Here is a 20,722-nt window from a genome sequence, read left to right on the forward strand (position 1 = left end):
ACTTTTTGAATTAATTGACTAATCGACTTCTGAATTAAATTTATACAACAAACCAAAACCGCCAATTTTACTTGTAATTGAAATTTGGTTCGAAAAATAAGAGTGTCCAAATCAAAACCTAAATGCTATCAATGAGTGACCAAAAAGCTATTGTCAATTTAAAATTTAAATCAAATTTACCTATCGAGAGCGTAAATGAAGTTTCCAAAGAAATAAAAAATGTTTTAATAAATATAAAGGGATTAATTTCTGTGTTTTGTTATACTAATGAAGAAACCAAGACTATCGGCGGAACGTTCATTTTTGAAAGTATAGAATTCGCGCATCAGTATTTAGGACAATTTTTAACCGATGGTCTTGGACCTAAATATGGAGTAATTCCTATGACGCTAAAAATTGATGTGGGTAATTTACAAAGAGAAATTAAAGGAAGGAATATTAGACCATCCGATACTACGGAATAGGAATACCCTCATAATATACAGGATCCAACATAGAATCATACGATATATCGTTCTTGAAAAACTCCTTGGCGATTGGATGCGCTTTTAAATTTAAATTTTCCGGGTTGTCGAGAATATAATCAATTTCATCAATAGTTGTCTGTTTACCTAACCATGTATCATTAAAAGATTCAGAAATGAATACCGGCATCTTAGCATTTAGGTTTTGAATATCACCAACAATACCAGAGGCTTCTGTCATTATCATAGAGCAGGTAATAAAGCCATCATTAAGAATATTATAAATTCCGGCGATATAAAAAGGTTTTTTGGCATCCAGATAAACATAATAAGGATATAAAGAGCCTTTGTATAAATGATAAATATAAAATCCGGTGACTATAATTACACAGCGTCTTTCAAGGTACGGCTCTTTAAAGATTCCGTTAGTGTTTAAATTATCCTTGCAAATATTAAGTGTATCCAAAACTTTTTGAAAATCAGACCACTCTCCTTCATAATTGGTGGGTAGAAGCCCCCAGATAGCATAGGATATATGATTAGGGTTATGCATGGTGATTACAGATAAAGTAGCTTCTTCGGTACCATCTATAACAGAATTTGGTGTATAAAGTCTTGGGAACTTATAGGAAATACCCAGTTCCCTCTCGATCAGTTCTCTCTCTGCGATATTTGAAATCTTCTTATACATCATTCCCAATACTTTTACATCATTCCCAATTACTTACGCAAGTAAATAATAAACACACTACAAGGTTGTCTCGAACCATATAATTAATAACCCTTTCAGTAAATTAAACGTTAAAATTTGATAATTGTTTGCTTTTTGACGCAACAGAGGTAAGGAAATCTTTAATAAAGATAAGCAAAGGTGCGGTAACCCGCTATTTTTGTATAACAGTCTAATATTTAGCTGTTTAAAAACAAAATGTTAAATTCTTAATAGGGGGCACTATGAATAAGTTACAGAATGAAGTTTTAAGCATTCCTTCTCAATTAAATGTTTTACAAGAGCATCTCGAAGGAAGTATTGCTATTAATTATGATATTCATACACTTACTTTAAAACCTGGATTGGGTAATGGGCAGGTGCGATATACAAATTTGCAAAATGGATTGCAATCTTTTGATTTTAATTTCAAACTGCATAAAGATATTGAGATTCCTATTGATGCGATTGCGTCAGAATCACTTCAGTTTTTGTATTGTTTGGATGGTAGCTGTTTTCATCAATTTGAGTCTCATGAGCGATTTACGCAAATAGAACAGTTTCAAACAGCGGTCGTGCATAGTGACAAGGGACTGTCAAGTAAGATTTTAATAAAAAAGGACAATCATCTGATGCTTAATATTATTTGTGTGGATAAAAGGGAATATTTTGAAAAATTCAGCAAAGAAGATAATCAATATGACAAAAAGCTTCAGGATTTATTGAGTAATATAAAAACAAAGTCCAAACATTTTCATTTAGGGAATTACAGTCTTAAAATAGCAGAGCAATTAAAACTGTTGTTTGGGATAGAACATTCTAATGAAATTTCTGAGCTATTATCCCAAAAAGGAAGATATTATTTGATATTGGCAAAACATATTGAAAAATTTCACGCAGAAATTGAGAGTAACTCAAATACTAGCGGACTCTTAAAAAATGAGTTGAAAATGATTTCTGAAATTAGTGATTATATTAAAAAGTATCCAGAAATCCAGCACACTATTAAAAGTTTGTGTTTAGAATCGGGGCTATCGCCTGCAAAACTTCAAGAAGGTTTTAAATTTATGTTCGACAGAACGGTTTCTGATTTTGTGAGGAATGTACGCTTGGAAAAAGCAGAAAAATTTATCGTAAATACGGATCTCACAATATCTGAGATTGTTTATTCTGTTGGGCTTACCAGTAGAAGCTATTTTTGCAAGATTTTTAAGAAAAAATATAAATGTAGTCCCAAGGAATATAAATTTAAATACACAGCAGCCCATAAAAAAGGATCTATGTCATAATTATTTTTACCTTCATGATGAATTAATAGGGCAGAGTATTTCTACTGCCTGATATCCACACCTTCAAGATGGTATAATCTTTTTTTGATTTTTTTACCATCGAATATTGAATGCGCTATCCAAATATGTATATGAGTTAATTTTGCTCGGTCATGTTGTTATTTTTGTATAAACTTAAAAATCTTCACATTATGAAAAAACTAACAATATGTCTTGCATTATCTGCTTCTGTCTTGTTTACTAGTTGTCTTGGTTCTTTTAGTGCTTTTAATGGTTTAAAAGACTGGAATAACGATATAAGTGATAGTAAATTTGTTAATAACCTGGTTTTTTGGGGACTTAATATTATACCTGTTTACGCATTGTTTGTGGTAGGTGATGTTTTAATATTTAACGTTATAGAATTTTGGAGTGGTTCGAATCCAATAGCCATGAACGAAGGCGATAGCGAAACCCAAATCGTAGAGAGAGATGGTAGTACTTTTGAAATGACCGCCACGAAAAACAGACTACAAATTAACGTTATAGACGGGAAAAGAAAAGGTGAAAAACTTGATTTGGTGTATAGTCCGTCACAAAAATCGTGGAGTGCCGTAAAAGCTAACGGAGAAATAATTAAACTTTCTTCTTTTGAACAAGGATTTTATGTAGTACACCTACCAGATGGAGGTAAAGTAAAGATTGATCCAAATATGCCACGTACTGAAGGTTTAGCTTTGTTAAACCGTAAAGTTGCTTTGTATCAAAATTGCTTATTGGCTGAAAACAACTAAGATTCTATTTAGATTGTAAAATTAAAAGAGGTTGTTCGGGGACAACCTCTTTTTTGATTTCAAAAATTTAATTTTAAGTAAGAAAGATATGAAAGGGAATAAAAAAATTTATAAAAGAAAACGATTTGTTATTCCAACTGCGATTATTCTCTTTTTAATAATTGCCAGATTATTGTTGCCATATTATGTTAAAAAATATGTAAATGAAGTATTAGCCGATATTCCCGGATATTATGGCCAGGTCGAAGATATCGACATCTCATTATTTAGGGGAGCCTACGTTATCGATAGTCTTTATCTTAATAAAATCGACGCAGGGTCTCAGGTTCCGTTCTTAGATTTTGAAAAAACTGATATTTCTATTGAATGGAAATCTTTGTTTAAAGGTAAGATCGTGAGCGAAATTATAATGACTCGACCAAAAATAACTTATGTTTTTGAAGATCAGGAAAAAGAAAAAACTGATGATCCTGACTTCAATGATTGGACTAAGGCACTAACAGACTTGGTGCCAATTAATATCAATAGACTGCAAATTAATAACGGTAAAGCGGCATTTGTACAATTATCTGCAGATCCTAATATAGATTTACATTTTAATCAAATAGATCTTGAGGCTCAAAACTTACGTAATGTGATTCGCAAAGATCAAAAACTTCCCTCGGTATTAAGTGCCAAAGCAGTTTCAATAGGTAAAGGTGAAGTAAGTCTGGAGGGAAAATTGGATCTTATTAAAACTATTCCTGATATGGATCTGTCATTTTCCTTAGAGAATGCCGACGCTACCTCCCTAAATGATTTTACGAATCATTATGCGGGAATTGATTTTAAAAACGGAAGTTATAATATTTATAGTGAGGTAGCCATTGCAGATGGATTCTTAAAAGGATATATCAAACCAATGCTCGTAGATGCAGAACTTATTGGTAAGGAAGATGGTTTTCTCGATACGTTATGGGAAGGTTTTGTTGGTTTTTTCAAATTTGTATTAAAAAACCATAAAAATAATACCTTAGCCACCAAGGTACCTCTGGAAGGAGATTTAAACGCTGTACAAAGCGATATATGGGCAACAATTTTTAATATTTTTGAAAATGCTTGGATTCAGGCTTTTAAGGGGATGACAGATGATTCAATAAATTTTGAAGATGCGCAAGAGGCGGCAGAGAAGAATGAATAGCAATAAAAAAGATCACTCAGAAAAGTCTTTTTTTAACCCCCGTTAAGACTCTTGCGTTGTTTAGTGCGCGCTCTGAATGATCTTTTTCTTGGAAAATAAATCTTTACTACTAATTTAAGTCTTCTAATCTTTTTATGGAAGATAATCCATCCATAATTTTATTTTTTTGTTGCATCAAGATGGTTTGAGTACTTGTTGGTAATGTAGTTTCCGAAAGAACATCATTATATTCTTCTACTGAAGCTTCTTCACCACGAATTGCTTCTTCGAGCATAGCTTCTTCGTTGTCAGAAGAAAAAAGAGCTTTTACATCCATCCAAGTTCTATGAGCAGATCCTGTAATACTTCCACCTTTATCCACATCTTGACCAAAAGCTTTGATTTCATCTTTTAATTCGTGACCAAAATCATAGCGTTGTTGCGCTTTTTGGTTAAAATAATTCTTAAGCCCGGCGTGATCAACATTCTCTGCTGCTTTTTTAAAACCCTTTTCGGCATCATAGGTTTTTTCTAATAAATCATTTAGTTTATTTCCAACTTCTTTAGAATACGTTGTCATAATGTTATTTTTTTGAGTTAATATTTAAAATTAAATAGCCCTATTCACTGTTTGATATCCTTGTCGTTTATTGATACAGTAATTTTTTTGCGTGTTATATGTAATGTGTTTTTCATTTTTTTCTTGATCAAGCCATTCACAACTACGGCAACTACAGCAACTGCAAACGTGTTAACTATATACAAGAGTAATTCTAGTGTCATATTGTTGGTTTTTATTTTTCGAAGATACCTAGGTAGATAGGCTTTAATTTGTTTAAAAAAATCAAAGATTAACTCATTTAGATTTTAACATTTTTTTGTGCATTACCTTTTGCATAACGATAGCTTATAGAGTTAATGATTGATTTGATAATGCGCATAAAATCAACAATTCTTTAAGATCTTGTCAAAAAATAAAAATTATGATACGACAAGGAACTAAAGTAAAATGGAATTGGGGTGAAGGATCCGCCACCGGAACCGTAGAAGAAACATATACTAAAAAAGTCACCAAGACTATTAAAGGAACAGAAGTTACCAGAAACGGAGAGGAAAATGATAAAGCGCTATACATCAAGCAGGAGGATGGAGATTATGTTCTCAAAAGCGAGAGTGAAGTAGAAAGAGTAGAATAATCAAAAATTAACTTTTAAAACTAATATGTCATGATAAGAAAAGGAACACTGGTACGATGGAAAGAAGGAGTTAATCAGATTTCCTATGGTACTGTAGAAGAAACCTACGAATATAAACTTACAAACAAAATTAAGAATGATCATTTTGTTAGATATAATACTGCCGGGAAAGCACTTTATATCAAGCTTGCCAATGGCCAACATGTTCTTCGAAATGATAACGAAGTAGAGCTGGTCGATTGAATCATTTTTGATTTTAATCAATAAAATTTATACACTAATCGTCAAATATTCACATTATGTCTTTACTAACAATTATTTTAAACATTCTTTTACCACCCTTAGCAGTTTTTCTGAAACACGGGCTTGGGTCTACCTTTTTAATAAGTTTATTACTCACTCTCATTGGTTGGATTCCCGGAGTAATACATGCATTCATCGTAAATAAATAGAACTATGTATGCAAGAAAAAAATACCAAGAAATACAAGAGTTGCTAAAAATGACTTTTGAAGCTGAAAAAAAATATTATGAAGCTGCAGAAGAGGTTCAAATTGTGGCACTATCAAGATTTTTGAACCATCAAAGTGTGGAGAGAAATAAATACGCAAATGAATTAGTTGAAGGGCTTACTTTTAATGAAATAAAACCCGATATATCTTATATAAAAAAGGGTAAAATTCATCAAAAAGGACTTGATTTTAAATTAACCCTGGAAAACACTAAATATATCCCTATCGTCTGTAAGTGTCTGGATCATGACCAGGATCTTATAGATAAATGTGCTATAGTTTTAGAGGATGATACCATCCCAATTGATATTTTAGAGATAATTACTCGTTTAATGACACACCTAATATTTCAAGGCATTGAGGGAAGTTATATAATGGAAGAATTAAATAGGAAAAAAGCTCAAGTACAAAAAGCAAAAGTTGTGCAACTCAAAAATGAATATTTATGATTCATCAAATTATTTATGATTAGCCGCAATAATATTATAATCTTTCTTCCCCTTTCTCAACCGGCTTACCATATTCTGATTTATAAATTTGAACCACTATAAGGAATAGACTTATAAGCAATGGTCCGAAAATCAAACCAATAAACCCAAAAAGCGGGACGCCAACGATAACACCAATGAGCGTTATGATAGGATGTACGTTATCTAACCTTTTTAAAACATACAAACGAACTAGGTTGTCTGAAGATCCAACGATAACGAGACCATAAATTAATATTCCCCAGGCTTGTAATGTATGTCCTGAAGACAGCGAAATTATAAATATCGGCAAAAAAGCAATTAAAGTACCTATAAAAGGAATCATAGAGCCTACAACCACAATAACAAACCAGAAGAGAGAATCCTCTATGCCAAAAATCAGAAATCCAATTAAGGCTACAATTCCTTGGATGATTGCTACCAACGGAATCCCAACAGCATTAGAGCGTACCATTTTTTGACTTTCGTCACCAATAATTCGAAGATTCTCCTCATTGATAGGAATATATTCGAATAAAGATTCTCGTAATTTTTTGCGGTTAGTAAACATGTAGTAAAGCAAGAAGTACATTATTCCAATAGATATAAAAACATTAAAAGTACCTCCGGCAAAACTTTGTAGATTGTCTGTGATCCACGAAGAGACGGCATCTGGATCTATTTGAGAACTGAGATCATAACCTAGCTGATTCTCCCATTTATCCAATCGCCCTTTGATAGCTAATACAACTTTTTCTGAATTTCGCGTAACGTCCCCAATTTTATTGCTTAACATCAAAATGAGTCCTATAACAGGCATTAGTATACCTACAAACGAACCTATGAGTAAAGTAATTGCCGCGAGATCCGGATGCCATCCTTTACGTACTAATTTAACCATCACTTTACGTAAAATGACATAAATTGTAATCGCACCTAATATACCAGAAAGATAAGGAAGAATTTCTCGAAATATAAGACCCCCAATTAATAAAATCAGAAGTAATATAAATATTTGCCGTATGATGGTCGGACTAATGTTTTTCATCTAAATTTATATTAGTTATTGTGTATTTAGTTTCAGTACATGGTAATACTAATGATGTCATAATAAGATGCGGATTGCATTAATAATAAATTTTTTTAGATCTAAACAGGTTTCTTACGTTTTCTAACTTTAAAACTAAAAATGAAATCTTCATTATTAGGAATTGCATCAGCATTAGTAAAAAGTAGAAAATATAAGCTCTTATTTGTAGGTGCTCAATTCGTTTATTTAGGTTATAAATATGTGAAAAATAGAAAAAGTTCTTCGCGTTCAAAAAACTAAGTTCGTTTATCTTTTTATGATTATCCGTAATATGTAATTATTTAGCGTCATTCCGAATTTATTTCGGAATCTCATTTCGTCCATAAACAATCAGTTATAATGAGAACCTGAAACGAGTTCAGGTTGACGATTATGGTATATGATATATTACGGATATTCAATATTTTTTATTATTAGTTTCTGATTCATCTTCATAAATTAATGGGTGATCAGATATTCCTAACCCGATAATTTTTATGATGCTAGTTACTGCATTATAAAGCATTAGTACAACACTTATGAGCGCACCACTAAGTATTGCAGAGAGTAATAGACTAACATAATAAATAGTTGAATACCACGAGTTAGGTACATTTTCTGCTTCTGTAATTGGAATATTGAAAATCTGAAATACCACCATAGCAACCACAAAAACAATAGTGTCTGTTTTTGCAATAATGAGGACATGTTTATAGTGTTCATCCTTTAATCTGGATTTTGTTCCCGAACTTACGCTTAACAATGTTAACAATAATGCAAGAATAGTTGCTGAAGCCAACACTATGGTATTACACAATGTGTTTATTCGGGGTAAGGATGAGGTTCTTAAAGATTTGGCTTCGTAACCACTCAAGCTACCCAGTAAAAAAGCTCCACCACCCGTAATTAGTGCAGCTATGATTCCACCAAAAAGCGCCTGTTTATTATAGGTTGTTAATTTAATCATTTATGTTCTTATTATCTCCCTAATTTTCGTTATTGTCTTTGATTAGGCTGAAGTTATCAGGAAAATCTAACGTTCGTATCGGGAACGGTATATTAATATCATTTTCATCATATACCTCTTTAATAAGCATCATTGTCTCACTTTGAGCTTTTGCAACTTCGAGAGCAGAGGTAGAATTGATCCAAAACCGTAGCTCATAGTTAATAGAGCTATCCCCAAATTCTCTCCACAAAAATAATACGTCTTCTTTATTTTCTACGGCTTTAAAATTGTTTACAATGGTTTCAATAGTTAGGTTTTTAACAAACCTTAAATCAGATTCATATCCCACCCCACACTCCAAGATTACTCTGGATTGTGCCGTTGTAGAATAGTTCTTTATAGGATTATCTACGACTAATTTATTGGGTATATAAACAAGATTGTTGTCTACCTGTTTGATGGTTACAGCTCTTAGGTCAATATCGATGACTTCCCCTTCATAATCATTAGTTTTTATCCAATCTCCAAACTTAATATGCTTGATGTACGATAAAATAATACCAGAGTAAGTATTAGCCAATGCACCTTGTAATGCTAAACCTACTGCTAAACCAGCAACTCCGGCACCTGCGAGAATAGTGTTTAAAGCCTTATCGAGATTTAAGATTCCTAAAATGAGAAACAACCCTAAAATAACTACAGTGATAGAAATAAATTTAGAGATCAAATTTTTCATTGATGGCTGTAAGCGACTTTTATCAAGTATTTTTCTTGCTATTTTGCTAATATATTTTGAAGCGATCAGCGCTGCAATGAATACCAAAATAGCGATCAGTATGTTAGGTAGGTTTACCACAATAGAGTCTAGCCACGACTCCAGTTTTTCCTGCATTTTATTCCATGCATCAATTAGTTTATCATTCATTATCTTGATTTTAATTATCCAACATTTTTCAAGAAGGTTGGAGTATAATTTTCTAATAATTTTATGACAGCATATTCTGAGGATGAAAAGTATTCTTCGGTTTCATAATTTTGATCTGTCTCATCAAAAGATTTTTTGATAGAACCATCTTCATAAGCAGCTACCACGGCAGGATGTACATAATATTTTCTACATACATTTCGGGTATTGCCCAGACCATTAGCGGCTGCATCATAGGCTTTTAGTATATTTTTCTGCACTTCTTTTTTGGAATTGGCTATACCGAAATCTAACAGCGTTTCGAAGAAAATCGTTGTTGCCGCCCAGGTTCTAAAATCTTTTGCAGTAAAAAGGTCTCCACATATTTGATGTACATAGTCGTTAACCATACTACTTTCTACACTTTGTTTGATTCCATCACCGTCGTAGTATTGAAATAATTCCCAGCCCGGTATTTCTTCGCATCGATTTACAAGACGAATCAATTTTTTGTTTCGTAAGGTGACCGAATGTTTTTTTCCTCGTTTACCTACAAATTCAAATTTTAATTTATCCTTTTCTATATTTACATGCCGGGTTCGCATAGTTGATAGGCCATACGTTTTATTACGTTTTGCATATTGCTCATTACCGATACGAATATGGGTTTCTTCCATCAATCGTATAATAAGTGCCAACACTTTAGTTTTGGGCCAACCTGATTGTTCGAGATCTTGATCCACCTGTTTTCGTATTTTGGGAAGTTGTTTGCCAAAAGCTGTCATTTTGTAAAACTTAGTCTGATTACGAATAGCATTCCATAAGGGATGATATCGGTATTGCTTACGATTTTTTAGGTCCCTGCCAATAGCTTGCAAGTGACCATTTTCTAAACAGGCAATTCTTACACCGTTCCAGGCCGGGGGAATGACCAAACTATCAATCCTTTTGATATCTTTTTTTGTAGATAAGGGCCTGCCATTTAATAAGTATTGAAATCCTTTTTTGTGTTTATGTCTGGTAATATTTAATTTATCGTCATTTACATATACCAAATCTAGTTGATCAATCACAGTTTCAGGTGCTGTGAGGATCTGAGTTAGAAATTTTGGATTTTTTAAATTTGAATTCATATGATGTGGCGGCTATCAATTATCTGTTATTCTCAATATGCGAAGAATAGTCTTTGGCTAAATCACTTTTTTGTTTTTCAGATAAAACCTTGCCAGCCATTTGAAAGACTTCGTGTTCTTCTTCATCAAGATGATGCTCGACTTTTTCTTTAAGTTGTTTGGCTATTTTTAACCAAGACGACGAGGAATATTCTGTATCTTCTAATTCTTCAATAAGTTCATCAATTTCATGATGTTCTGCAATACTATGCCTTGCTTTTTCTTGTGTTTTATCGCTGTCGATAAGAGATACATAAAAATGTCTTTCTTCAGCATCTGCATGGATGGCCAATTGTTTTTTAAGTTCTTCAAAAGTTTGATCTCTCTTCTCTGTGTCACCAGAAGTATTTACAAGATCATCTAATAAAGATCTTTGTAGATCATGATCGTTTCGTAAGGCTTCAAATATATTCATAACATTAAGTTTTAAATTAAAAATGGTCTCATCACAATTTGTAAAGAGACCATTTTTGGATAACTAACCATATCTATCTGGAAATTAGATATATTATTTGGTGAAAATCACCTTAGAATTTTTCAGTCCTGATTTGAAAGCATTGATATCGGTTACATATTTATATTGGTCATTAAAAACACGGTTAGGTTTTTCGCCCATGATAATATGTTTTACATTAAGATCTGGAGCATTTAGTATCACGCGATCCGATACTCTTAACTTTTTATCTCCTAAGTCTTGATCTAGTTCTTTCAGTTCTGAAATAACATATAATTTGTTACTCGTAGCAATGATCTCCTTAATATCTATAGAATGCTCTTTATTTTCTACTTCTGCTTCTACGGTTAACGTCAATTCCTCTTTTTCTCCAGAATTTGGCATATCAACGTCTATGTACGGAACTTCAATTTCTTCTTCTTCCATAACTACGACCACCTTTGGTATTTTTACCATTTTAGTTCTGGTGCCTACATTTACGTCTGCCCAGTCTACATCAAATGTTGGGAGTTGGCCTGCTTCTGTGTCAATATCTACTTCAACCTCGGGTAGCTTAGCTTCTTTTTTTTGTTGAACGTCGCAACTACTTACTAAAAGGATAATCATTATTAATCCTATAAAATTTTTCATAATAAAAAGGTTTTTAGTTTAGAATGTTTAGGGCCACTAAAGTTTTAATACATCACATTTGCTCTAATGAAATATTTTTTGTTTTAAGATATTTATAGTAGCCCTAGATAATTTTTTCATTTCAAAAGTAAGATCGTTATTTTGATAAGTTGTGCGCATACACGATTTTCATTAACTGTTTTGAATTTATTACTTGAATGTTCTCTTTAGTTATAAGTATTACCGATTGCGTTAAGTTTTATGTTTTTAGTGATAAGAATTTATGATGAATTCATCTAGATTTGGTAATTCATATAACCAAAATATGAAACTAATAATCAAATTTTTAAATTCAAATTGCTATGAAAAAATTAATAAATGCGAATTTTGAGAATTACATTGGAATGACCGAAGGTTATTCTGAAATGGCTTACCAGATTGTCTCACACACGCTTACTTTGGGATATGCTGTAATGCTGGCGGGTTTATTTTATTTTGTTTTAACCTTAAAAACAGTATCGCCAAAATATCGTATGTCGAATATTTTATCGGGTGTGGTTATGGTATCTGCTTTTTTATTACTGTATGCACAGGCAGGAAACTGGACTTCATCTTTTCAGTTTGATCAAGAAGCTGGGAGGTACTTCTTAAATTCAGATGGTGATTTATTCAATAATGGATATAGATATCTTAACTGGCTCATTGATGTACCTATGTTATTATTTCAAATATTGTTTGTTGTGTCACTTACTAAATCAAATTTAAAATCAATAAGAAATCAGTTTTGGTTTTCGGGTGCTTTAATGATAATCACCGGATACATTGGGCAGTTTTATGAAGTATCTAATCTATCCAAGTTTTTTATATGGGGAGCTATTTCTACTGCATTTTTTGTGCATATTTTATGGGTAATGCGCAAAGTTATTAATGAAGGTAAAGAAGGGATACCATCTAAAGCAAAAAGCATAATGAATCAAATATGGATATTGTTTCTGATATCATGGTTTTTATATCCGGGTGCATATTTAATGCCTCATTTGTTAGGGATAGAAGGAGGTTTTTTTAATGAATCCGGTGTTGTTGGTCGACAAATTACCTATACCGTGGCAGATGTATGTTCAAAAGTAATATACGGTGTATTGTTGGGTAGAGTAGCTACTATTTTAAGTAAAGAAGATGGTTATGATTATAACGAACTTCCCACAAATGCATAAACGCTAGATGGGATTATGTACAAGGTTTGAATTCTCTTTGTTTTACTCCTGGAGGGAGTACTAGAGAATTCAATTCCTTTGACATCAGTAACAGTTGAAAAATAGATTCCTTCTTATCGCAAAAGGATCAATCATGTCGATTATACAAAATAAACAACGTAACTTTTCAAAATTTCAAAGATCAATTTCATGGAAAAACAAATCGACTTTTCAAATCTAAAGGCAACTTATATCAATTGCACTTTGAAAGAATCTCCACAACAAAGTCATACTGAAGGATTGATGAATGTATCTATAAATATCATGAATTCTGAAAACGTATCGGTAGAATATGTACGTTTGGTAGATTATGATATTGCTTATGGATTAATGCCCGATATGAAAGAAGAAGGAAAAGATAAAGATGATTGGCCAGAGATTTATGAAAAGGTAAGAAATGCTGATATACTTGTTGTGGGTACGCCAATATGGCTGGGTGAGAAATCTTCTGTAGCTACCAAGTTAATAGAAAGGTTATATGGGATGAGTAGCAAAACCAATGAAAAAGGTCAATATATATATTATGGCAAAGTAGGTGGTTGTGTAATTACTGGCAACGAAGATGGCATAAAACATTGTGCGATGGGTATCTTATACGCATTGCAGCATTTGGGATATAGTATTCCACCACAAGCCGACTGTGGATGGATTGGTGAAGCAGGGCCTGGACCAAGCTATCTCGATAAAGAATCCGGGGCTAAAAATAATGAGTTTACTAATAGAAACACTACATTTATGACCTATAACCTCTTGCACTTGGCCAGGATGCTTAAAAATGAAGGTGGTTTTCCTTCTTACGGAAACTCAAGATCTGCATGGGACGATGGTACGCGCTGGAATTTTGAAAACCCTGAATATCGCTAATCGCTTTGAAACAATTTAAAAAGATACTAAGATCAGTTCAAAGGAAAATAACAGAATTATCTCATGATATATTTCGTAGTATTGCTTTTTACCCTGTTTTAATAAGTTTTCTATTTTGTGTAATCTCTATATGTACTCTAAATGTTGAAAACCTGGAATTAGTAACTAAGCTGAAGGAAAGGGCATCATTTTTGGTGGTAAGAGATATAGAAACAGCTAAAACTATTTTATCGACTTTAATCGGGGGAATCTTGTCTTTAACTGTTTTCAGTTTTTCAATGGTAATGGTGGTTCTTAATCAAGCATCATCAAATTTTTCACCCAGACTATTACCCGGATTAATTTCGGATAAAAAACACCAAATCATTCTTGGTTTTTATACAGGAACCATACTTTATACGGTTATAATTTTGATGTCGCTGGGTAGTTACAGTCCATCCGAAGGGTATTCAGGATTTTCGACAATACTCGCAGCTATTTTTGGTATAATTTGTATAAGTCTATTCGTATATTTTATTCATAGTATTTCTAGTGCGATTCAAATAGATCATATTGTGGATAAGATCTTTGCACAGAGTAATAAGAAGTTGGAAGAAAAGATCAATAATCAGAATTCTTGTGATTTAAGTACTTCTGGCTGGAAAGTGATTTATAGCGAACATTCTGGATATTATCAGGGCATATTTATATCTTTTGTAAGCGATTATTTTAAAAATCAAGAAAATTATATTGAAATAATTCCATATGAAAGCCAATATGTTTGGAAGGGTAGTCCGTTAATGAAAATTAAAGAAGATATACCCGCAGATGAGCTACGTTCCTTAATAAATAGCATCAGTTTTTCGCAGGATAAACATAAAAATGATGGCTATATTAGTGGGATGCTTAAATTGACCGAAGTAGCTGTAAGAGCGATGTCTCCGGGTATTAATGATCCGGGTACCACTACTGATGTAATTACTAAACTTGGGCAACTTATATGTAAGGCTTCTCAAGTTTATCCTAAAACCTTTGAAGAAAACACAGAAAATAAAATTATACTCATTGAAAATACGATTATCGCAGAAGAGTTAATGCGCATACTTATTCAACCCATACGACACTACGCAAAAAATGATTCAATAGTAATGTTTGAATTGGCCGCAGCACTTCAATACTCTGTAAAGAATAGTAAAATAGTAGAATCCAATAAAAAGGAAATAATCAAAGAAATAGAGAGCTTGAGTACAAGTATTGAGCAAAATATCGAGAATGAGAATGATAGAAAGCCTATCTTAGAGATCATAAATAAAAATTCTTAAGATAATTTTAAAAATATGGAATCAAAACCTACCTTAATTTGTATCCCGGATATTAGTGGATTTACAGAATTCATGAGTTCAACCGATATTGATTTGAGTTCAGAAGTGATTTCTGCGTTGCTTAACAAGGTTATTTATGCCAATGAAATAGGGTTAAAGGTATCAGAGATCGAGGGGGATGCTGTTTTATTTTATAGACCGGGAAAACTTCCGCCATTTAAACAATTAGTAGATCAATGCAGACGCTTTTATACCGATTTTTATGATCAGTTAAAAACACTTCATGACAAATTTAAAGAAAACGGAGAAAGCGACAACATTCCCAAAATGCTCGGATTAAAGATTATTTTGCACTATGGTAAACAAATTAGTGCAGTACCTATTGGTAAAAACATCAAACTCATGGGAGAAGATGTTATTTTAGCTCATCGATTACTTAAAAACGAAATCCCGGGAGATGAGTATATCTTACTTTCCGAAAGCTTACTTTCTGAATATGAAGATGAGACCATAGAACGTAATTTTGGTTGGGGCGAACTTCATGATCATGATACTGCATATAAACACATAGGCGAAGTAAATTACAGTTATATTAATCTTAAGCCTCTTTTAGATTAGATTTTTATTTCGTTAAGCCTTAAAAATATTAGTAGTTACTTCTAGATCTACATTCTAAATTCTTCACAATAGGTATAGCTTCATCAAACTAACAATTGAGTTAAGATAAATAGTAAATGAGCAAAGGATGCTGTTTTACTACAGGTATCTTTGTATTGAAGAAAAATAATGATTCTCACTTTGATGTGAAATAATTAGAAATATTAATCTTAAAAATTTGCTATGAATTATTTAAATATAGAAGAAAAAAAATTGTTACCCGTAGTATTAGAACTTAATATTCTTTTGGCTGACTATAATCTTTATTACCAAAAACTTCGAGGTTTTCACTGGAATATTTTAGGAAAGAATTTCTTTGATCTTCATGTAAAATTCGAAGAGTTGTACAATGATGCGAAAATAAAAATAGATGAAATCGCAGAACGTATTTTGACGCTGGGGCATCATCCCGTAAGTCAGTTTAAGGAGTATCTAAAATTAGCTACCGTAGAAGAGGTTAGTCCATTGATGAAAGACTTTGAAATGGTCGAAAAATTACTAGGGGACCACAAAAAAATATTAGTGCAAATGCGCGTGATATTAAAGCATGCAGATGAAGCCGGAGATGAAGGAACCATTGATATGATTGGAGCTTATATAAGAGAATTAGAAAAATCAAGCTGGATGCTTAACGCTTGGTCAAAAAGTACCTCAGATAATCTTGATACCAGTATGATCAAAGAAGCATAGAAAAGAAAATTAATAACTATTTAAAATTTATAAAATGAAAGCAGCAAAATTGATAGCTACCTTATTAATAACTTTTACATTAACAAATGCGGTTGCACAAAGTAACTCGCAAATGATGAAAACCAGAGTCACGAAATCTTTTGAATTTAAGAAAGATGGTAAAATGATACCTTATCGAGTTACAGTATTTAAAACCAGCAAAACTCCACTTAAGTTAAGATCAGAAGAGAAGGGTGAATTGAATCAGGATAGAAAGATTGTACCTGCACAAGTAACAAAATTGATATATGTTGATAACGACATGTGGAGTGATTATGATAAATATATAGTGCTGCGATATGCTAAAGACGATGGTGATAGTTTCGAATTAAAACCGACAGAAAGAGGTTTTAAAGTAGTTGTAAATAAAAGAAATGTAGAGTATATTTTTGGAGAAGGATTGTATTTTGTGAATAATGCAGATAGAGATTTCTTTTTTGTAGACGAGTTTGATTCGATCTAAAAAGATCATTTCCAATATTGATTTGTTCAAAAGCTCCCTTTTTAAGGGAGCTTTTGAATTTTCAAATGTCTCCACATTTTGGTAATGTCTTTTTTTTAACGTATTTAGAGTAGATCCTAGTCAAACTGATAAAACATTACTACTTTTGTTTAATAGCCCCTGAAAAATAAGTAAACAAAAACGAAGGTAATAATCGCGCTAATGTATCCTAAACCAACAAATCCGATAGAAATTAATATCACTGCAAAGGATACCGAAGGAACAGTTAGACAGATTCAGGAAGTAATTGGAGGGAAAATAGAAGAACGATGGGGAGAATATACTTTAACTGTGAATAATCTTAATGCGCACGGTTCTATTAGATTTATCACATTCGATTGGGGAGTAAACTTGTTAGAATACGACATTATCTTTCATAAAGAGTTTGTCTTGGTTATGGATGCTTCAGAGTTTAATCCTATTCATTTTACATATTGTCTTACAGGATTTTGTGGACATCGTTTTGGATATCAAAAAGAGATACATGCCTTAGAACAATTTCAATCTATAATCATAACAAGTCGCGACGGCGGTTATAATTATGGATATTTTCCGAAAGAGGAGAAGTTAGAGATTAATGTTATACAAATTGTCAGGAAAAAATATCTGAAAAAACGATTAAATAATGTATCTCAACTCAACGAAAAACTTTACAAAGTTTTTATGGATGAAGATCATGAGAAAGCTTTTGCATATTTTGGCACTTATAATTTAAAATTAGCCGACAAAATAGGAGCTTTACGAACACTTAAGCAAAGAGGGATAATTCGAATATTGCAAATTGAAGGAATGGTCTATCAAATTCTGTCTATGCACATCCAGCAGCACGATAAAGCTATGAAAGAAGAAGTGTTGCCTACTACACTATTAAAAAGAGAGTTAGGATTAATTAGAGGTTTAGCAAAAAAAATAATCAAAGATGTAGCAAAAGATTATTCGCTGGATCAGTTGTCAGAAGCGATAGGATTGCCTCAAACCAAACTGCAGGAAGGATTTAAATTGTTATATGCCAGAACCGTAACAGAATATATTCGCCATGTAAGGTTGGAGGCAGCTAGAGATCTGATAAGAACAACAGATATGAATATATCTGAAGTAGTATATTCAATTGGATTTAGTAGCAGAAGTTATTTTTCTAAGATTTTTAAAGAAAAATATGGAATTAGTCCAAATGAATTTAAAAGTAGGACTGAACTACCGGTAGAAGAAATACTTGGTGTTTCCTCATAATACATTTATCTAAAAAGCCTCCTTATTAAATACAGGATTCCATATTTTTTTACAGCGCTTAATAATGTAGAAACCCATTGATAAGGCTGCAAATCTTCTTTTAACTCAGATTTTAATAATTTCATTTCTTCAAGATATATTTGTCTTTGTAAATGAAGTTTACGCAAATCTTGCTCTATTTCTTTAAAAGAGGTGTACGTTTTTTTCATAGTTCCTTAATCAAAAAAGTCTTTAGACATCTTTTTAATGATGTTTGTATCAATTTTTCCACGTAAAAGATATCCTATTCCCGTAAATAAAAATAGAATTCCGGCCATTAATAAGCATGCCAGAACGGTGCTGCCTATGAGTTGTCCTAACCAAATTGAAGCAGAAACAGTCAAAAATATAAGACCTAAGAAAAGCAAGCCTCCTATAATGGCCAGCTTGCTCAAAAAAGAAAATGCTCTTGCCAATTGCTGAAAAGCTTTGAGTTTATAATACTCTTGTGAGGTTTTTACATAAGCTTCTCCAGAATCATATGCCTTGTTAGAAGTTTCGTTTATAGCATTAATAACACCCATTATGATTTCTGTAATTTTTTATTTTTAGCTTTTAATTCTCTTAGTTTTTTTTCTAAAGAAGTAATCACGTCATCTGCTTTGTAGCTTGCATCTGATACTAACGACTCGATCTTAGTATCCAAAGTTTCTTTTTGAGTAGAAACAGTATCGACTATTCGATGTTGTAAATTAGAAGCTTCTCTGGCCAAATTATCTTTGGTCGCCTGTGCTTCTTCTGCTATTCTTCTCCTGGTATTTATTCCTTTATCAGGAGCAAATAGTATTCCTAAAGATGCTCCTATTGCGGTTCCCATTAAAAAGGCTAAAAATGTATTACTATTGTCGCTCATTATTACTGTTTTTTTAAGTTTTAAAATGATTTCTATCAAATTTCTGAAAAAACGGTTGTTTGGTTTAACTCAAATCATAAGGATGTTAACCGAAATGATTTATTAGTAAACGAATTAAGATTTCTCTTAAAAGCGTTCACATTGCTCGCAAGCAAAATATACCTTTGATTCTTAAATTAAAAAATCATACCATGTCAGATAAAATTACCACTAATTATCCTTTTACAGGAGAGATTTTGCAGGAGTATGCTTTATCTACAGATGAAATTATAATCGCTTCTTTAGAAAAAGCTGAAGAAGTGTTTATGAACTGGAAAAAAACATCGTTAAATCATCGAACTGAACTTCTTCAAAAACTAGCCGAGATACTAGATCAAAACAAAGAAGAATACGCTAATCTTATTACCCACGAAATGGGTAAGCCTTACACAGAAAGTATTGCTGAGATAGAAAAATGTATATGGCTCATCGATTTTTACGAAAAAAATGCAGATGAATTTCTGGCAGACGAACTTATTGATACAGAAGCTCAGGAAAGTTTTATTAGTTATGATCCATTAGGTTGTATATTGGCTATAATGCCTTGGAATTATCCTTTCTGGCAAGTAATGCGCTTCGCAGTTCCAACCTTAACAGCAGGAAATACAGCAATATTGAAGCATGCTAATAATGTAACGGGATGTGGTTTGGCTATTCAAAATCTTTTTGAAGCAGCTGGGTATCCTATAGGTTGTTTTCAAACACTGTTGGTAAGCCATGATCAAATTGAAACTATCATAGAAAATGATATTATAAAAGCAGTAAGTCTCACGGGAAGTGAAAAAGCCGGCCGGGCGGTTGCAGAAATAGCAGGTAAGAATCTTAAGAAAACTGTATTAGAACTCGGGGGAAATAATGCCTGTATTATTCTGGAAGATGCCAATCTCGATAAATATATCGAAACTATTGTAAAAGCCAGAATGCAGAATTCTGGACAAAGCTGTATTGCTGCTAAAAGATTTATAGTCGTTGAAGAAATTTATGACGAATTCTTAGAAAAATTTAAAGAAGAAGTATCCAATATAAAATTTGGAGCGCCCTTGGATCCAAAAACCGAAATAGGCACCCTAGCCAGAGTAGATCTTGCAGAAGAGGTACAGCGTCAGGTTGATGAATCTATACAAAAAGGAGCAAAGGTTTTTGTTGGTAACAAAAGAGATAAAGCATTTTTTGAACCAACCATTTTGGTAGACGTCCAACCGGGAATGCCAGCTTTTGACGAAGAGGTTTTTGGTCCTGTTGCAGCCATAATTAAAGCAAAAGACAGGCATCATGCTTTCAAACTGGCCTCAGAATCTTCTTTTGGACTTGGTACCATGCTATTTACAGAAGACATCGATGAAGCCAGAAAGCAAATTGATAGCATAGAAGATGGAGCTTTTTTTATTAATGAAATGGTAAAATCAGACCCGAGACTTCCATTTGGAGGTACGAAAGCATCAGGATATGGCAGAGAACTTTCCAGAGAAGGAATTTTAGAATTTGTGAACAAAAAGACGGTTTACATAAAGTAGAAAAGTTAAATTTAAT

General features: G+C 32.6%; 28 protein-coding genes. 16 read left to right on the forward strand and 12 right to left on the reverse strand.

Going from position 1 to position 20,722, the window contains the following annotated elements; all coding sequences use genetic code 11:
- Window positions 1-131: 131 nt before the first annotated feature.
- Window positions 132-464 carry a hypothetical protein gene (locus ACFSJT_RS14725; protein WP_378321062.1) on the forward strand — a complete coding sequence of 111 codons (333 nt, stop codon included), beginning with the start codon at window positions 132-134 and terminating at the stop codon, window positions 462-464.
- On the opposite strand, the gene ACFSJT_RS14730 is transcribed toward ACFSJT_RS14725, so the two are convergent.
- Window positions 454-1,158: an SOS response-associated peptidase gene (locus ACFSJT_RS14730; protein ID WP_378321063.1), complete on the reverse strand. Its 705-nt coding sequence runs from the start codon at window positions 1,156-1,158 to the stop codon at window positions 454-456. The genes ACFSJT_RS14725 and ACFSJT_RS14730 overlap by 11 nt on opposite strands.
- 260 nt (window positions 1,159-1,418) lie before the next feature.
- Here ACFSJT_RS14730 and ACFSJT_RS14735 point away from each other — a divergent pair, with 260 nt between their 5' ends.
- The 3 genes from ACFSJT_RS14735 to ACFSJT_RS14745 all read left to right on the forward strand — a co-directional run bounded on the left by ACFSJT_RS14735 (window position 1,419) and on the right by ACFSJT_RS14745 (window position 4,415).
- A complete protein-coding gene (locus tag ACFSJT_RS14735) occupies window positions 1,419-2,462 on the forward strand; it encodes a helix-turn-helix transcriptional regulator (protein ID WP_378321064.1) in 1,044 nt (347 codons plus the stop codon).
- A gap of 191 nt (window positions 2,463-2,653) precedes the next feature.
- Entirely contained in the window at window positions 2,654-3,235 is a 582-nt protein-coding gene (locus tag ACFSJT_RS14740; protein WP_378321066.1) for a DUF3332 domain-containing protein, read from the forward strand.
- Between the two features lie 88 nt (window positions 3,236-3,323).
- Entirely contained in the window at window positions 3,324-4,415 is a 1,092-nt protein-coding gene (locus tag ACFSJT_RS14745; protein ID WP_378321067.1) for a DUF748 domain-containing protein, read from the forward strand.
- A gap of 109 nt (window positions 4,416-4,524) precedes the next feature.
- Here ACFSJT_RS14745 and ACFSJT_RS14750 read toward each other — a convergent pair whose 3' ends face one another.
- Window positions 4,525-4,974 carry a ferritin-like domain-containing protein gene (locus ACFSJT_RS14750; protein ID WP_378321068.1) on the reverse strand — a complete coding sequence of 150 codons (450 nt, stop codon included), beginning with the start codon at window positions 4,972-4,974 and terminating at the stop codon, window positions 4,525-4,527.
- A 44-nt stretch (window positions 4,975-5,018) separates the two neighbouring features.
- Window positions 5,019-5,177 (reverse strand): hypothetical protein, encoded by a 159-nt coding sequence (locus tag ACFSJT_RS14755; RefSeq protein WP_378321069.1) that lies wholly within the window; start codon window positions 5,175-5,177, stop codon window positions 5,019-5,021.
- Between the two features lie 200 nt (window positions 5,178-5,377).
- Between ACFSJT_RS14755 and ACFSJT_RS14760 the strand changes: the two genes are divergently transcribed.
- From ACFSJT_RS14760 to ACFSJT_RS14775, 4 genes are read left to right on the forward strand one after another with little or no spacing between them, the layout of a single operon-like run.
- A complete protein-coding gene (locus tag ACFSJT_RS14760) occupies window positions 5,378-5,590 on the forward strand; it encodes a hypervirulence associated TUDOR domain-containing protein (RefSeq protein WP_378321070.1) in 213 nt (70 codons plus the stop codon).
- Window positions 5,591-5,620: 30 nt separating this feature from the next.
- Window positions 5,621-5,833 (forward strand): hypothetical protein, encoded by a 213-nt coding sequence (locus ACFSJT_RS14765; RefSeq protein ID WP_378321071.1) that lies wholly within the window; start codon window positions 5,621-5,623, stop codon window positions 5,831-5,833.
- A 56-nt stretch (window positions 5,834-5,889) separates the two neighbouring features.
- Complete coding sequence (locus tag ACFSJT_RS14770; protein WP_378321072.1) at window positions 5,890-6,042, forward strand: YqaE/Pmp3 family membrane protein; 153 nt, start codon at window positions 5,890-5,892, stop codon at window positions 6,040-6,042.
- Window positions 6,043-6,046: 4 nt separating this feature from the next.
- Window positions 6,047-6,550: a DUF2383 domain-containing protein gene (locus ACFSJT_RS14775; RefSeq protein WP_378321073.1), complete on the forward strand. Its 504-nt coding sequence runs from the start codon at window positions 6,047-6,049 to the stop codon at window positions 6,548-6,550.
- 34 nt (window positions 6,551-6,584) lie between these two features.
- Here ACFSJT_RS14775 and ACFSJT_RS14780 read toward each other — a convergent pair whose 3' ends face one another.
- The 6 genes from ACFSJT_RS14780 to ACFSJT_RS14805 all read right to left on the reverse strand — a co-directional run bounded on the left by ACFSJT_RS14780 (window position 6,585) and on the right by ACFSJT_RS14805 (window position 11,746).
- Window positions 6,585-7,616 (reverse strand): AI-2E family transporter, encoded by a 1,032-nt coding sequence (locus ACFSJT_RS14780; protein ID WP_378321074.1) that lies wholly within the window; start codon window positions 7,614-7,616, stop codon window positions 6,585-6,587.
- A 439-nt stretch (window positions 7,617-8,055) separates the two neighbouring features.
- Window positions 8,056-8,604 carry a hypothetical protein gene (locus ACFSJT_RS14785; RefSeq protein ID WP_378321075.1) on the reverse strand — a complete coding sequence of 183 codons (549 nt, stop codon included), beginning with the start codon at window positions 8,602-8,604 and terminating at the stop codon, window positions 8,056-8,058.
- A 19-nt stretch (window positions 8,605-8,623) separates the two neighbouring features.
- The gene (locus tag ACFSJT_RS14790) at window positions 8,624-9,511 is read right to left on the reverse strand and encodes a mechanosensitive ion channel family protein (RefSeq protein WP_378321076.1); all 888 of its coding nucleotides are present in this window, start codon (window positions 9,509-9,511) and stop codon (window positions 8,624-8,626) included.
- A 14-nt stretch (window positions 9,512-9,525) separates the two neighbouring features.
- Window positions 9,526-10,623 (reverse strand): DNA topoisomerase IB, encoded by a 1,098-nt coding sequence (locus ACFSJT_RS14795; RefSeq protein ID WP_378321077.1) that lies wholly within the window; start codon window positions 10,621-10,623, stop codon window positions 9,526-9,528.
- Window positions 10,624-10,642: 19 nt separating this feature from the next.
- On the reverse strand, window positions 10,643-11,077 hold the full coding sequence (locus ACFSJT_RS14800; protein ID WP_378321078.1) for a hemerythrin domain-containing protein: 435 nt from the start codon (window positions 11,075-11,077) through the stop codon (window positions 10,643-10,645).
- A 93-nt stretch (window positions 11,078-11,170) separates the two neighbouring features.
- Entirely contained in the window at window positions 11,171-11,746 is a 576-nt protein-coding gene (locus ACFSJT_RS14805) for a hypothetical protein (RefSeq protein ID WP_378321079.1), read from the reverse strand.
- 341 nt (window positions 11,747-12,087) lie between these two features.
- Between ACFSJT_RS14805 and ACFSJT_RS14810 the strand changes: the two genes are divergently transcribed.
- The 7 genes from ACFSJT_RS14810 to ACFSJT_RS14840 all read left to right on the forward strand — a co-directional run bounded on the left by ACFSJT_RS14810 (window position 12,088) and on the right by ACFSJT_RS14840 (window position 18,261).
- Window positions 12,088-12,939 (forward strand): bacteriorhodopsin, encoded by an 852-nt coding sequence (locus ACFSJT_RS14810; protein ID WP_378321080.1) that lies wholly within the window; start codon window positions 12,088-12,090, stop codon window positions 12,937-12,939.
- A gap of 189 nt (window positions 12,940-13,128) precedes the next feature.
- Window positions 13,129-13,842 carry a flavodoxin family protein gene (locus ACFSJT_RS14815; protein WP_378321081.1) on the forward strand — a complete coding sequence of 238 codons (714 nt, stop codon included), beginning with the start codon at window positions 13,129-13,131 and terminating at the stop codon, window positions 13,840-13,842.
- Between the two features lie 5 nt (window positions 13,843-13,847).
- Window positions 13,848-15,143, forward strand: a complete 1,296-nt coding sequence (locus ACFSJT_RS14820) for a DUF2254 domain-containing protein (RefSeq protein ID WP_378321082.1) — start codon at window positions 13,848-13,850, stop codon at window positions 15,141-15,143.
- A 15-nt stretch (window positions 15,144-15,158) separates the two neighbouring features.
- The gene (locus ACFSJT_RS14825) at window positions 15,159-15,761 is read left to right on the forward strand and encodes a DUF2652 domain-containing protein (protein WP_378321083.1); all 603 of its coding nucleotides are present in this window, start codon (window positions 15,159-15,161) and stop codon (window positions 15,759-15,761) included.
- Between the two features lie 222 nt (window positions 15,762-15,983).
- Window positions 15,984-16,490 carry a Dps family protein gene (locus ACFSJT_RS14830; protein WP_378321084.1) on the forward strand — a complete coding sequence of 169 codons (507 nt, stop codon included), beginning with the start codon at window positions 15,984-15,986 and terminating at the stop codon, window positions 16,488-16,490.
- 34 nt (window positions 16,491-16,524) lie between these two features.
- Entirely contained in the window at window positions 16,525-16,992 is a 468-nt protein-coding gene (locus tag ACFSJT_RS14835) for a hypothetical protein (RefSeq protein WP_378321085.1), read from the forward strand.
- Between the two features lie 201 nt (window positions 16,993-17,193).
- A complete protein-coding gene (locus ACFSJT_RS14840) occupies window positions 17,194-18,261 on the forward strand; it encodes a helix-turn-helix transcriptional regulator (protein ID WP_378321086.1) in 1,068 nt (355 codons plus the stop codon).
- Between the two features lie 5 nt (window positions 18,262-18,266).
- Here ACFSJT_RS14840 and ACFSJT_RS14845 read toward each other — a convergent pair whose 3' ends face one another.
- Genes ACFSJT_RS14845 through ACFSJT_RS14855 form a run of 3 tightly spaced genes read right to left on the reverse strand, consistent with a single transcriptional unit; the run spans window position 18,267 to window position 19,153 of the window.
- Window positions 18,267-18,470: a DUF6327 family protein gene (locus tag ACFSJT_RS14845; RefSeq protein WP_378321087.1), complete on the reverse strand. Its 204-nt coding sequence runs from the start codon at window positions 18,468-18,470 to the stop codon at window positions 18,267-18,269.
- 6 nt (window positions 18,471-18,476) lie between these two features.
- Entirely contained in the window at window positions 18,477-18,824 is a 348-nt protein-coding gene (locus ACFSJT_RS14850; protein WP_378321088.1) for a hypothetical protein, read from the reverse strand.
- Entirely contained in the window at window positions 18,824-19,153 is a 330-nt protein-coding gene (locus ACFSJT_RS14855) for a YtxH domain-containing protein (protein ID WP_378321090.1), read from the reverse strand. The genes ACFSJT_RS14850 and ACFSJT_RS14855 overlap by 1 nt, the downstream gene beginning before the upstream one ends.
- Window positions 19,154-19,344: 191 nt before the next feature.
- On the opposite strand from ACFSJT_RS14855, the gene ACFSJT_RS14860 reads away from it, so the two are divergent.
- Window positions 19,345-20,706 (forward strand): NAD-dependent succinate-semialdehyde dehydrogenase, encoded by a 1,362-nt coding sequence (locus ACFSJT_RS14860; RefSeq protein ID WP_378321091.1) that lies wholly within the window; start codon window positions 19,345-19,347, stop codon window positions 20,704-20,706.
- The last annotated feature ends 16 nt before the right edge of the window (window positions 20,707-20,722 follow it).

The sequence above is a fragment of the Aquimarina celericrescens genome (assembly GCF_042682765.1).
Lineage (GTDB): Bacteria > Bacteroidota > Bacteroidia > Flavobacteriales > Flavobacteriaceae > Aquimarina > Aquimarina celericrescens.

Coding starts and splice junctions, on each gene's coding strand:
- ACFSJT_RS14725 (WP_378321062.1), top strand. CDS start 132: ATGAGTGACCAAAAAGCTATTGTCAATTTAAAATTTAAATCAAATTTA.
- ACFSJT_RS14730 (WP_378321063.1), bottom strand. CDS start 1,158: ATGATGTATAAGAAGATTTCAAATATCGCAGAGAGAGAACTGATCGAG.
- ACFSJT_RS14735 (WP_378321064.1), top strand. CDS start 1,419: ATGAATAAGTTACAGAATGAAGTTTTAAGCATTCCTTCTCAATTAAAT.
- ACFSJT_RS14740 (WP_378321066.1), top strand. CDS start 2,654: ATGAAAAAACTAACAATATGTCTTGCATTATCTGCTTCTGTCTTGTTT.
- ACFSJT_RS14745 (WP_378321067.1), top strand. CDS start 3,324: ATGAAAGGGAATAAAAAAATTTATAAAAGAAAACGATTTGTTATTCCA.
- ACFSJT_RS14750 (WP_378321068.1), bottom strand. CDS start 4,974: ATGACAACGTATTCTAAAGAAGTTGGAAATAAACTAAATGATTTATTA.
- ACFSJT_RS14755 (WP_378321069.1), bottom strand. CDS start 5,177: ATGACACTAGAATTACTCTTGTATATAGTTAACACGTTTGCAGTTGCT.
- ACFSJT_RS14760 (WP_378321070.1), top strand. CDS start 5,378: ATGATACGACAAGGAACTAAAGTAAAATGGAATTGGGGTGAAGGATCC.
- ACFSJT_RS14765 (WP_378321071.1), top strand. CDS start 5,621: ATGATAAGAAAAGGAACACTGGTACGATGGAAAGAAGGAGTTAATCAG.
- ACFSJT_RS14770 (WP_378321072.1), top strand. CDS start 5,890: ATGTCTTTACTAACAATTATTTTAAACATTCTTTTACCACCCTTAGCA.
- ACFSJT_RS14775 (WP_378321073.1), top strand. CDS start 6,047: ATGTATGCAAGAAAAAAATACCAAGAAATACAAGAGTTGCTAAAAATG.
- ACFSJT_RS14780 (WP_378321074.1), bottom strand. CDS start 7,616: ATGAAAAACATTAGTCCGACCATCATACGGCAAATATTTATATTACTT.
- ACFSJT_RS14785 (WP_378321075.1), bottom strand. CDS start 8,604: ATGATTAAATTAACAACCTATAATAAACAGGCGCTTTTTGGTGGAATC.
- ACFSJT_RS14790 (WP_378321076.1), bottom strand. CDS start 9,511: ATGAATGATAAACTAATTGATGCATGGAATAAAATGCAGGAAAAACTG.
- ACFSJT_RS14795 (WP_378321077.1), bottom strand. CDS start 10,623: ATGAATTCAAATTTAAAAAATCCAAAATTTCTAACTCAGATCCTCACA.
- ACFSJT_RS14800 (WP_378321078.1), bottom strand. CDS start 11,077: ATGAATATATTTGAAGCCTTACGAAACGATCATGATCTACAAAGATCT.
- ACFSJT_RS14805 (WP_378321079.1), bottom strand. CDS start 11,746: ATGAAAAATTTTATAGGATTAATAATGATTATCCTTTTAGTAAGTAGT.
- ACFSJT_RS14810 (WP_378321080.1), top strand. CDS start 12,088: ATGAAAAAATTAATAAATGCGAATTTTGAGAATTACATTGGAATGACC.
- ACFSJT_RS14815 (WP_378321081.1), top strand. CDS start 13,129: ATGGAAAAACAAATCGACTTTTCAAATCTAAAGGCAACTTATATCAAT.
- ACFSJT_RS14825 (WP_378321083.1), top strand. CDS start 15,159: ATGGAATCAAAACCTACCTTAATTTGTATCCCGGATATTAGTGGATTT.
- ACFSJT_RS14830 (WP_378321084.1), top strand. CDS start 15,984: ATGAATTATTTAAATATAGAAGAAAAAAAATTGTTACCCGTAGTATTA.
- ACFSJT_RS14835 (WP_378321085.1), top strand. CDS start 16,525: ATGAAAGCAGCAAAATTGATAGCTACCTTATTAATAACTTTTACATTA.
- ACFSJT_RS14840 (WP_378321086.1), top strand. CDS start 17,194: ATGTATCCTAAACCAACAAATCCGATAGAAATTAATATCACTGCAAAG.
- ACFSJT_RS14845 (WP_378321087.1), bottom strand. CDS start 18,470: ATGAAAAAAACGTACACCTCTTTTAAAGAAATAGAGCAAGATTTGCGT.
- ACFSJT_RS14850 (WP_378321088.1), bottom strand. CDS start 18,824: ATGGGTGTTATTAATGCTATAAACGAAACTTCTAACAAGGCATATGAT.
- ACFSJT_RS14855 (WP_378321090.1), bottom strand. CDS start 19,153: ATGAGCGACAATAGTAATACATTTTTAGCCTTTTTAATGGGAACCGCA.
- ACFSJT_RS14860 (WP_378321091.1), top strand. CDS start 19,345: ATGTCAGATAAAATTACCACTAATTATCCTTTTACAGGAGAGATTTTG.